The organism is Fictibacillus sp. Mic-4, from assembly GCF_049843615.1.
Lineage (GTDB): Bacteria > Bacillota > Bacilli > Bacillales > Fictibacillaceae > Fictibacillus_A > Fictibacillus_A gelatini.
Genome location: NZ_JBBHZM010000016.1, coordinates 72,266 through 83,893, shown reverse-complemented (window position 1 = coordinate 83,893; position 11,628 = coordinate 72,266). Strand labels below are relative to the sequence as shown.

The 11,628-nt window shown below is 41.7% G+C and carries 11 protein-coding genes; 9 read left to right on the top strand and 2 right to left on the bottom strand.

Going from position 1 to position 11,628, the window contains the following annotated elements:
- Positions 1 to 574 precede the first annotated feature (574 nt).
- The 7 genes from WD019_RS12130 to WD019_RS12100 all read left to right on the top strand — a co-directional run bounded on the left by WD019_RS12130 (position 575) and on the right by WD019_RS12100 (position 7,606).
- The gene (locus tag WD019_RS12130) at positions 575 to 1,162 is read left to right on the top strand and encodes a YdeI/OmpD-associated family protein (protein WP_425711667.1); all 588 of its coding nucleotides are present in this window, start codon (positions 575 to 577) and stop codon (positions 1,160 to 1,162) included.
- 173 nt (positions 1,163 to 1,335) lie between these two features.
- A complete protein-coding gene (locus tag WD019_RS12125; RefSeq protein ID WP_425711666.1) occupies positions 1,336 to 2,754 on the top strand; it encodes a PQQ-dependent sugar dehydrogenase in 1,419 nt (472 codons plus the stop codon).
- Positions 2,755 to 2,924: 170 nt separating this feature from the next.
- Positions 2,925 to 3,758, top strand: a complete 834-nt coding sequence (locus tag WD019_RS12120; protein ID WP_425711665.1) for an SPL family radical SAM protein — start codon at positions 2,925 to 2,927, stop codon at positions 3,756 to 3,758.
- Between the two features lie 523 nt (positions 3,759 to 4,281).
- Positions 4,282 to 4,989 carry a DNA alkylation repair protein gene (locus WD019_RS12115; RefSeq protein WP_425711664.1) on the top strand — a complete coding sequence of 236 codons (708 nt, stop codon included), beginning with the start codon at positions 4,282 to 4,284 and terminating at the stop codon, positions 4,987 to 4,989.
- Between the two features lie 79 nt (positions 4,990 to 5,068).
- Entirely contained in the window at positions 5,069 to 5,584 is a 516-nt protein-coding gene (locus WD019_RS12110) for a GNAT family N-acetyltransferase (RefSeq protein WP_425711663.1), read from the top strand.
- A gap of 152 nt (positions 5,585 to 5,736) precedes the next feature.
- On the top strand, positions 5,737 to 7,026 hold the full coding sequence (locus WD019_RS12105) for a methyl-accepting chemotaxis protein (protein WP_425711662.1): 1,290 nt from the start codon (positions 5,737 to 5,739) through the stop codon (positions 7,024 to 7,026).
- A gap of 235 nt (positions 7,027 to 7,261) precedes the next feature.
- Positions 7,262 to 7,606, top strand: a complete 345-nt coding sequence (locus WD019_RS12100; RefSeq protein ID WP_425711661.1) for a hypothetical protein — start codon at positions 7,262 to 7,264, stop codon at positions 7,604 to 7,606.
- A gap of 161 nt (positions 7,607 to 7,767) precedes the next feature.
- On the opposite strand, the gene dinB is transcribed toward WD019_RS12100, so the two are convergent.
- Positions 7,768 to 9,000, bottom strand: a complete 1,233-nt coding sequence (gene dinB / locus WD019_RS12095; RefSeq protein WP_425711660.1) for a DNA polymerase IV — start codon at positions 8,998 to 9,000, stop codon at positions 7,768 to 7,770.
- Between the two features lie 210 nt (positions 9,001 to 9,210).
- Positions 9,211 to 10,053 (bottom strand): alpha/beta fold hydrolase, encoded by an 843-nt coding sequence (locus WD019_RS12090; RefSeq protein WP_425711659.1) that lies wholly within the window; start codon positions 10,051 to 10,053, stop codon positions 9,211 to 9,213.
- 620 nt (positions 10,054 to 10,673) lie between these two features.
- Here WD019_RS12090 and WD019_RS12085 point away from each other — a divergent pair.
- Positions 10,674 to 10,901 carry a spore germination protein gene (locus WD019_RS12085; RefSeq protein WP_035350779.1) on the top strand — a complete coding sequence of 76 codons (228 nt, stop codon included), beginning with the start codon at positions 10,674 to 10,676 and terminating at the stop codon, positions 10,899 to 10,901.
- Between the two features lie 238 nt (positions 10,902 to 11,139).
- Complete coding sequence (locus tag WD019_RS12080) at positions 11,140 to 11,628, top strand: hypothetical protein (RefSeq protein WP_425711658.1); 489 nt, start codon at positions 11,140 to 11,142, stop codon at positions 11,626 to 11,628.

Sequence of the window (11,628 nt, the reverse complement as noted above, 5' to 3'; positions counted from 1 at the left end):
GGCCTCAGTCGGACAATAACCTCTTACTTATTGTCAAAAAGTAAGAGGTTATTGTCTAAAACGGATGATTTATTGTCCAAATAAGAGCACTAATTGTCCGAGAACAAAATAATTTTAGATTTGTGGTCGTTTTTCCTCATTTCACAAATCGAACGAGGAGTTCTTAAAATAACGAATGTTCGATTACTGAAATCCAAACTATTTTTCTAGAAGGGGCAGGTTAGCTATAGAAAAGAAACTTAAAGAAAAATTGCCTTTTCAAAAAAGGAACAGCCATCGACATAGCGAATAATAGTTTAGCCAGCACAGGGACTACTCGTAGGAGGAGGAAAACTGAAAGCATGATTAGAGAGGCTGCAACCACAGATAGTAAGGATTTAGCGCTTCTAATGGGAGAGTTAGGTTATCCGACCAATCCTGATGATATTTAACTATTAAGATATCCCGGCGAAAGAGCAAGGAAGTTTTCCAAATGAGTATGAATTTTTATATAAGGTTGATGCTAATAAAATAAATGGAACATGAATTATTCTTTGCTGTCAGCTGATTGAAATAGTGGAGAGAGGGTGTTCTGATGACAGATAGCAGAAAAAGTCGTAAGGTTGATGGATTTATAAAAAAACCCAAAAAATGGAAAGAAGAATTTGAGGCGTTAAGAAATATCGTTCTTGATTGTGGCCTGACCGAAGATATTAAGTGGATGCATCCTTGTTACATGTATGAGGGCAAAAATATCGTTTTAATTCATGGGTTTAAAGAATATTGCGCGCTTCTGTTTCACAAAGGCGCTTTGTTGAAGGATCCCCATGGAATTCTAGTCCAACAAACGGAGAATGTGCAGGCGGCGCGCCAGATTCGGTTTACAAATGTTCAAGAAATAGTTGAAATGGAACCCATCTTGAAAGCCTATATTTATGAAGCTATTGAAGTTGAAAAGGCTGGTTTGGAAGTGAAAAAGAATACAGAATGGATCATTCCTGAAGAACTTGAAACTAAATTCGAGGAAATTCCTGCCTTAAAAACGGCTTTTGAAGCATTGACTCCGGGACGGCAAAGAGCATACATTCTTCATTTTTCGGGGGCGAAACAATCCAAAACCCGACAGTCAAGGATTGAAAAATGTATGGAGAAAATTCTTGCTGGAAAGGGACTAAATGATTAGTATATTCGAGGTCATTAAGAAAATACTGACACAAAAGTGTACCTTTGGCTTTTTGCTAAAAAGGTACATTTTTTTAATCTAACGGGTTCAAGTTATGTCGTCCCGGTTTGTTACTAATAGAATTGTTTCAATCATATTCTTATAAAAGAAAACAATGAAAGGGTGTAAAGTGGTTGATAAAAGTGAAAGTTCGGCTGCAGCCCATTGTTAGTCAGATCAATTTGCCCACTGTTTTGAAAACAACTATACTTCCGGGCGATTCAATTGAAAGATTATTTATTGCAACACAGGTAGGAGAGATTTTTTACATAGGAAACGGAAGTGTAAGGACCTTTTTAGATATTCGCCCGCGAATCATCAAACTAGGCACTTCTGAACCAGGTGTTTCTAGTGGCGGATACGATGAAAGGGGATTGCTGGGCCTGGCGTTTCATCCAGCATTTTATTATAACGGTCTGTTTTATCTTCATTATTCTGTAGCGGGAACACAGGGTCCCGGTGCTCTTTCTGAACATTTTAAGCCTGACCCGTGTGATCCGAGAACATTAAACATGAGGTGGACAAATAGAGAAACTCACTATGACCATATTGATACCGTTGAAGAATGGATGTTACAAGCCAATGGCCAGCCTCAAAAACGGAGGACATTGCTTAACATAAGAAGGCCATTTTTTAATCATAATGGTGTCAATAGCTTAAACTTTTCACCTGAAACGGGAAAACTTATTTTCACAACCGGAGATGGGGGATCAGGATATGATCCATTTAATTTAAGTCAGGATGATATGGAAATCGCAGGCAAAATCATTGAAATAGATGTAGAAAAGAATACATTTATCGATAATCCTCCTGTAGTCACACGTTTTCATGAACTCCCCGAGCCTATCCAGGAAACGCTTACGGTCATTGCCAAAGGGGTACGGAATATACCAGGCATTTCATTTCAAAGGTTTTATCATCAATACATCAAATATGTGGGAATAGTCGGACAAGATTTGGAAGAGTCGATTTTTTCATTTATACATTATCAACCAATCCCGGTTCCTCGGCTTATTCGAGAATATTCAACAGGATCTAACGAAAGATTGGTTAACTTTGGCTGGCGAGGCTGGGAAGGTTCTTTTCCTACTTCGTTTATAAGGGGCTGCTCTTCAAATCCGGCTTTGGATGAGAAAACTATTGCCTATTATGATGAGGCGGTAAACACTTCAGCGAGGCGTCTTCAGCCTTTAACCAGTTATTTTCATAAAGATCAAAGACCCGATAAGTTTGGCGGAACTGCACTTACAGGAGTGCAGGCTTATATGGGGAATAGCATCCCCGATTTAGCGGGAAGTGTTGTGTTTACCGATTTTGCCCGGAAGGAATCTGGACCTCCTGTTCGAGGAGTTTTAGCTTATACCAGGGCAAGTGCAGATGGTCAGCGAAATGATTATAGTATGATTGAAACCGATGATCACTTTGGATCCGGGTCCGCTTATTATGTTAGTTTGGGAACGAATCTGGATCAAACCAGGCTATATTTAGGAGTTTATGGCTCTATGAAAGTGACTGATTTCAATCAAGGTACTGTTTTTGAAATTGTTCCATGAATGATACAATGCATTGACAAGACATAGGCATGATCCATTCTTCTTTCGGTCATGGCAATGTCCAATTGCTTTCTCTTTTGCTGCGGATCAAGCATAATAAAAAACAATATAGAAGCCTTTCTCTATTTTTTAATGATTGAGGTGAACGATGAAGAGAGGGAGCGTTCCAAATGGGGATTGAAATAAAAGAAATACTCGCAAAGAAAATCCTTACTGAAGCAAAGGGCTATTTGGATGTTGGATTTACTCATTCGCTAAATCCGTATAGCGGTTGTGCATTTTCTTGCACGTATTGTTATGTGAGGGAAATGCCAATTCAACGATTCAAGGAAATTCCGTGGGGAGAATGGGTGGACATAAAGACAAACGCAGCAGAAAATTACCGAAAAGAAATGATAAAACTTCGCAAGAAAAAGAATCCTATAAACATCTTTATGTCTTCGGCGACAGACCCTTATCAGCCAATTGAACGGAAAGCAAACATTACACGAGGGATATTAGAAGAAATGATTGAAACACCGCCTGATTTTCTTCAAATCCAAACACGAGGTCCACTTATTACAAGAGATATTGACTTGTTAGTAAAATTAAAAGAAACATGCGATGTCCTTGTATCCATGACGGTAGAAACAGACAGGGAAGATATCAAGCGGATATTTGCTCCATATGCGCCTGGAATTAAATTACGGACAAAAGCCTTAAAGGAAGTTCATGATGCAGGAATACCAACCCAGGCTTCAATTTCTCCTGTTCTGCCATTTACCCCTGATTTCCCAAAAATATTGGATGGAATCGTAGACCATTTTTGGATTGATACGTTAAACATTGGTGATGGCTTAATGGGTAAACGTTCAGAGAGATTAGGAATGCCGCAATTATTCCAAGAACACGGGCTATCCCGGTGGTATCAAAAAGAAATCCATGTAAAGGTGGAAAACTATTTTAACAAGTATTTTCCTCGTGAAATGATTCGCGTCTCTAAAAATGAGGCTTTCCCAGGATAAAAAGATTAATTTTTAAAAGCCCCGATTCGGCGACTTTTTTATGGCGGTAACGGGACAGAATGAACATGATGAATGGTAAAATGAAAAAATATAAACTAGTGCCCCTTCTAGAAAAAAGTTTGGATTTCAATAATAGAACTCCCCGTGAGATCTGTGAAATGAGGAAAAACGATCACAAATTGTTACATCATTTAAAATGATTTCGTTCTCGGACAATAAGTGCTTTTATTTGGACAATAAATCATCCAGTTTAGACAATAAAATTTTACTTTTGGACAATAAGTAAAAAATAGACTCATTTTATTGTCCGATGGATTCGATTTATTGTCGGAAATCAACTGTTTATTGTCCAAATGCCATGAAAATAGCACCACTACTGGAGAAGTTGATGTGTTTTTTGCTTCCATCTTCTTATCTTTTTTACAGGTGAAAATTGATTCTTGAAAATAAGAACTTTCTTAGGTGAAGGGGCACTAGTTGCTTTCAATGGGGTCTATATATTAAAAAAGGAAGTGCAAAAACTATGGATTTCGAAACAGTTATGCAGGAGCTTGAAGCCCTTGGTAAGGAACGAACTAAAAAAATATACATGTCCAACGGTGCGCGTGAGCCGCTTTTTGGCGTGGCTACAGGTGCTATGAAACCAATCGCAAAGAAAATAAAAATAAATCAACGTTTGGCCGAAGAGCTCTATGCGACAGGTAACTACGATGCCATGTATTTTGCAGGTATTATTGCAGATCCAAATGCTATGACTGAATCGGATTATAATCGTTGGATGGATGAAGCGTATTTTTATATGCTTTCTGATTATGTAGTGGCAGTCACTTTATCAGAATCAGATATTGCACAAGATGTTGCTGATAAATGGATAGTAAGCGGTGATGAGCTGAGAATGTCAGCGGGATGGAGTTGTTACTGCTGGCTTTTAGGGAATCGCAAGGACAATGAATTTTCCGAAAGTAAGATTTCCAATATGCTTGATAGCGTGAAAAATAGGATTCATGAATCGCCAGAACGAACGAAATCCGCTATGAATAATTTTCTATACACTGTTGGGGTTTCATATTTGCCGCTACATGAAAAGGCAGTTGAGACCGCAAAGGAAGTAGGTACAGTAGAAGTCAAGCGGGATAAGAAAAAGAGCAGTTTCCTGAACGCTTACGAAAGTATTCAAAAAGAAATGGTTAGAGGGAGGATTGGTTTCAAACGCAAATATGTAAGATGTTAAAAAGAAATAATCTAAATGAATTAGTAAAATAATCGGTATGAAAGATCAGATTCAATGCTGAAAGGATCGTGAATTTATTATGAAAGTTTTTGAAACGGAACGACTGACCCTTCGTTTACAAACAACTGATGATGCAGAGTTTATCCTTGAGCTAGTTAATGATCCTTCCTGGCTGCGGTATATAGGTGATCGCGGCTTAAGAACAGTAGAGGACGCATGTGCCTATATCGTAAATGGACCGGTTCGCATGTATGAACAATTCGGCTTTTGTCTTTATTTGGTTGAGCGAAAGGAAGATCAACTGCCGATCGGAATTTGCGGACTTGTAAAAAGAGACTCCTTAGAAGACGTGGATATTGGATTTGCCTTTCTCCCGAAGTATTGGGGAAAAGGTTACGCTTATGAAGCTGCTTCTGCGGTAATAGCATATGGGAAAGATACATTAGGCCTAAATCGCATCGTAGCAATCACGACTCAAGATAATCATGCTTCGGCCAGGTTACTCGAAAAAATAGGCTTGAAGTTTGAAAGATTCATCCAACTTCCCAATGATCCTGAAGAGCTAAGACTGTTTGCCTTTAACGTAAGTACCTAAAAAGGGTATAAGGAAGCAATGTTTAAATTGTTTCCTTTATATGGCGAAATGCTGACAATTGCTTTTTGGAGTAAAAAAGGATTGGAAAACTAGTAAACTTCTCCGATATAAAGAGTGAGCGGCTATTGAAAAATGAAAGGAGACAACTGTGAATGTTGGAGAAGAAGCGTTATACGTTGGGCTTAAGGAAGAAGCTATTGATTTTCGTATCCATATTGGCGTTAATTACATACTCGACAAGCATCTTTTTTATTTATGTCATCCATCCTTATTTTTTTCCAAATACGAATGAAACGGCGTTTACGATTGCTACATTGGCTCTTGGCATCATCTGGTCGGGAATTTTAGCTTTCCTTGTGGCCGGTTTCATTGTAAAACCGCTAAAGCGTTTAGAGCAGGCCGCGATTCGGGCGAGCAATGGAGATATTCGCGAAGATGTGGAGCTTCATAAAACAGATGATGAAATTCGTTCATTAGGCGTCGCTTTTAACGAAATGTTGGCCAACTTGCGGGAAATGGTGCAAACGATTGAAGAGAACTTTGAAGAGACGAATGAGAATGTCATCATTATTTCGGAAAGGGCTACAAGGGCGGCCGAACAAGCGGATACGGTCGCAAAAACGATTAGTGAAATATCGGCAGGAGCGGAATCGTCAGCCATCGCCATTCAAACGACCGCTGAATCGGTGGAAGACATTACACGAATTGCCGAAGAAGTGCAAAGCAAAGCAAGGGACTCAGAACATGTTTCAGCTACGATGCTGGACGAGCTGCACGAAAGTAAGGAAGTCATCCATTCGCTTGTGGGCGGAATTGAACGGCTGGCAAAAGGCAATCAAGATTCGTTGGAAGCGGTCAATCGCTTAAAGGAACATGCGAAAAAGGTGGAGCAAATTATCCAATTAGTCGGGGATATCGCGGAGCAGACGAACTTGCTTGCGTTAAACGCATCGATCGAAGCGGCCCGGGCAGGTGAACACGGGAAAGGATTTGCTGTCGTAGCCGAGGAAGTGCGCAAACTTGCGGATGAAAGCGGAAAAGCGGTTCAAGGCATTACTGAACTCATTCAAAATATCCAGCTAGAAGTGGAAAGTGTCGTTAAGCAAATTAAGGAACAAGTGGAAGCGGCCAATCTTGAGGCAGAAAAAGGGACACAGACGAATCAAGTGATCGATGAAATGACAAAAACGATCCACGAAGTTGCATCTAAAGTGAAAGACATTACCGGCCTCGTTGATAAACAAATGGATGGTATTCATCAAACCTCCCGCCAATCCCAGGAGGTCGCGGCAATTGCCGAAGAAACTTCGGCTGGCGCCGAAGAAGTGACAGCAGCAACCCAGGAGCAGGCCGCCGTCATGGAAAACGTCGAACAGCTCGCCTTGCACTTGAGGGATCAAGCGGAAAAGCTGAAAGGAACCATTGAGCGGTTTCGGGTATGAGCCTTCACGTTATAAAGCCATTGTTGTTCAGAATAAACGGATCTTCAAAGGTATACATTTTTTGTATGCCTTTTTTCATTGAATTCAAATGGGTAATATTGGATGATTAAGCTAATAAAGGAAGCGGAACAAGTGAAGCTACCGGAAACGGAATCATGATGTGGGAAAGCGGATGGAGCAAATTTCATCATTCATCATATTTTGATATGACAACTTAAAAAAAGGAGAAGGGAAAATGATATTTCATCCACTTTGGCGGTTAGAGGAATTACGTCAATTCTATCCATTCGCCTATCCGTTTCCTGTCTGGTATCCATGGTACCACCCTCAGCCTATTCCACCAGCGCATGTCACGTACCCCTGTGCAGCGTGTGCTTTGCCTGGTTCCATATATAGTGTCGATCCCCCGGTTCTTGGGCCCGGGCAATTTGCCCCACAACCGCCAGTCACTACTGGTGCTATCGGCGGTGCAACTGGTTCTGGAACAGGTGCGGCCGGAGCCGGCATTGGTGCTGCTGGCGCAGGCGCTATTAGTGCGGGAGGAGCCGGTATAGGAGCCGCCGGTGCGGGTGTCCGATAAGGATATAGAGCATAAAAGTTTAAATATTTATCAGCCGGTTTATGCCAAATATCAGCCACTTTTAAATATTTATCAGCCGATCACCTAAAAAACGGCAAATCGGAATCGTCCATTTAACGATTCCGATTTCATCTTATCGTTCATTCATTGTCTCATCTTTGTTATTTATAATGCCCGCCGATTTTTTTTGCCCGATGAAATGCCTGCCCGGCTGCAAGCAGGGAGGAAGCGCGGACAATGGCCGTTTTTCCATACTTTGAATACACCAAATCCAATGCCCGGTTGAGCTCTTCTTTGTTGAGATGATAATCAAACAAATTCAACTGGACGTTCTCGGAGGATTGCAATTGCGACAACGTTACCCCGAGGCTTCGAATAGGTTGGCGGTCCCAATGGGTAAGCAACAGTTTCTCGGCTGCATGATAAATGTCTAAATCAAAATTCGTTGGTGACATTAATTTAATCTGCCGGTGGAAGCCGGTGGGAAAATCAAAGCTTGTGCCTCTGACGCCCATTGAAACAGTGCTTCCCATGTATCCTTTAAAACGTGCGCGCCGGGCAACTTCAGTGCAGAGTTCAAGCAAAACGACTTTAATCTCTTCCAGCGTTCCATAATCTCTTGGTAGGGTCATTTGGTGGCCGATCGCTTTTTGCTGGTCATGTGTCTTGACGGTGACTGGCGAATCATCGATCCCGTTCGCAATTTGCCATAATACTTGGCCGTTGATCCCCCATTTTTTCTTAAGCAACTCTAAAGGGAAATTCGCCAAATGCCCAATCGTCCGAATCCCCATCCGCAAAAAATGATGATTCATCCTGCTTCCTACACCGAACATTTTGCCGACCGCCAGCGGCCACATTTTTTCTTTCATGTTGGAATGGTTAAGTTCGAAAATCCCATCTTTATTTTTCTTTGCAAAATTGTCGCACGAAATCTTGGCCAGCACTTTGTTTGGGCCCATGCCGACCCGAGCATTAATGCCGGTTTCATTCATTACCGCAGTTCTAAGTTTTTGCGCAATTTCCCGTGGCGTTCCAAATAATCTTTGGCTTCCGGTCACATCTAAAAATTGTTCATCAATGGAATAAGGTTCAACGAGATCAGTGAAGCGGTTGAAAATTTCAGTGATTTGCAGGGAGACATCGATATATCGCTGCATTCGCGGCCGGACGATAACCGCATCCGGGCATTTTTGCTGCGCTTCCCAGAGCCGGGATGCATTCTCAACGCCCCATTTTTTAGCGAGCGGGCAGGCGGCGAGAACAACGCCGCTTCGCCTTTCGGGATCCCCGGATACGATGACGGGTTTGTCTTTTAATTTCGGGTTATCCGCCTTTTCAACAGAGGCGTAAAATGACTGCATATCTACGAGGAAAATGACCCTATCCCTCATCTCACACATCTCCTTACGACAAATTAAGAACTCTATCTGTATTATATGCGAAAATATGTTCGTTTAATACTGGAAAATAAAACATATGTTCTGTGTGGAATGGGGGGATATCATGAAAATCGTGAAGCCATATAACAACAAAACCCCGAATTCAGCCATTACAGCCGTTTTTCGAGGTTTTCTATGGAAGTTAGATTTCCGCTCATTCGTTTATCGTGAACTAAATTTTACAACCGAGTTGATGATGGAGTCCCAGTCTTCACTATGAATCTCATGCCCTGATCCATCAAGAGCCATTAATTCAGCGTGGGGAATGGCTTTTGCAAGAGCAAGCCCGTGCTCGAATGGCAGGGCCGGATCTTCTGTGCCGTGAATAATGAGGCAAGGTACGCTGATCTCGCCCATTCTATCGTAGTACTCTTCTCCGCCTTGCAGCATAGCATGATTAAATCTGCTCGGCAGCTGTCTGGCGCGGGATGCCTCTCTTTCCGCCAATTTATACATTCTTGCCTGCTCATAAGGTTTGGAGCCGCTTAACGTTTTCCATCCGCCTGCCAGATAGGAAATGACCGCCTCCCGATCGGTCCAATCTAAAGAAGCGCTTTTCGCATGGTAATCCAGTATGCGCTGGTCCATTGGAGGAAGCTTTTCCATCTCTGTTCCGAACACGCTTGAGGCAATTAGAGTGAGCGTAAGTATGCGCTCCGGGTATCTTAAGGCAAGAATCTGGCCAATCAAACCGCCCATGGACATTCCAACGATATGAGCCTGCTCAATGGAATAAGCATCCAGGACTCCAACCGCATCATCAGCCAGGTCTGTTATGGTGTAGTTGGAAGTGCCAGGATCATAAGTGACGGATCGTCCAAGATCGCGATGATCGTACCGAATGACAAATCTTCCCCGATCAGCAAGCCGGAGGCAGAAGTCTTCATCCCACCAGTCTAATGAAGACATTGCTCCCATGATTAAAAGCACAGCAGGGTCCTTATGGTTTCCAAAGCTTTCTGCACAAATATCCACTTTATTGATTTTCAATATTTGTTCACGCATAGTTTTTGCCTCCTTTTAGCAATAGGAAAATCGTTCCTATATTTATTTCGATCACCGCAAGTCATTCCCTCCTGCCAAATGCGCATATTGCTTCTTTTTAAGTTACGCTTTACGGAGAGGTTGGAGAAGGGGTTGGTAAATGACTTACAGAATAAGTGTAGCTTTTGCTTTATTGGGATGGGGGTATGGATTTATAATCTACATACTTCTTACTCAAGGAACAATTACAGATACAGTAGAAATCACATCTGCAATTGGGATCGGGATTTTTGGCGCAATTGGATCGTTGGTATTTGATAAAGTAAGAACATCCAATGGTCACCCGGGTTCCAGGAACAGTATATGATCAAACAGGAACATTTGTTCGTAAACATTTTAGCTGCGACTAACTGAAATTCATCTCCCACTTACCGTTGGGCAAATCCTTCACACACTTGAAGTGGGAGACTTCTTTCGGAAGGATATTAAAAAAGCTTTTGTGAAGGTAGCGTTGAGGAAGTCGGGTCAATCATCAGGCAAAGGATTGCCGAACTATAGTCATTTAGCGGATACACGAATTATGTTCGTCCATATATTGATAACAGGCAATTGAATAAAAATGAAAACGGGAGAGGAAAGAAATGGCTTCGGATATTAGAGCTCCAATACAAATTTCATCTGTTGGTGATGGAACAGTAATTTTCGGAAACACGCTTGTCATCGATCCAAAGAGTACGGCTAAATCTTATTTAGGAGCTGCAGCAGGAAATATAGGCGATAATATACAAACCATCTCGTATAAGAGTTCAACCAACACATATGATGTTGACGCTTTTGAGGAAGTAGCACCATCAGAAAGGCTCTGGTAATCCGGGGCCTTTACTTCCTCAGCTCCATTGCAAAACTAAGGACATTGGAAAAGGAACTGAGGAGGCTAAAAATGATAGATGGTACGCTAAAATAAGCGCAAAAAATATTTATAATTTCTTAAGGGAGATAATTTGAATGGTGCTTCAGTTGTGACATTCGCCCAATTCTGTTCATAAGATAAAGCGAAAGAGAATCGAAAGAAAATGAAGACAGAATGATGTGGCAGGAGGGAATAGGATGCGATTCATGGTGGAATATATACCTCTGAAAAAAATCAAGCTTGATGAACCGGTGAAGCTTACAGACCGTCTCAAAAAGCTCCGGAGTTTGATGTGGGAATGCATGCATGTTATAGTCGTGAAAAAGGATCAAAAAGACAACCGTTTTATTATTGTAAGCGGACGCGACAGGTATGAATACCTTCGAAAACAGACGAAACATCAGTATGCTCCTTGCATTATCGATGAAAGCAATACTTCATCTGGAATGAAATATTGGATCACCCGCTTGTGGAACAGAAACTTGCCTCCTGACATTCCATCTATTCATTCCGGTCCATTCCATCCGACAAGCCTATCCATCATCCGTTCATTTATAAAGAAGGAGCCCCGCTTTGTCCAATTGTCCCGCTCTCAGCAATTCAAGGTACTCATCCTCGGGATTCGCTACAAGAAAACGGTGGAGTCTTCCATGCGGGAAAAGGTCGATGAGATCCTTTCAAAATAA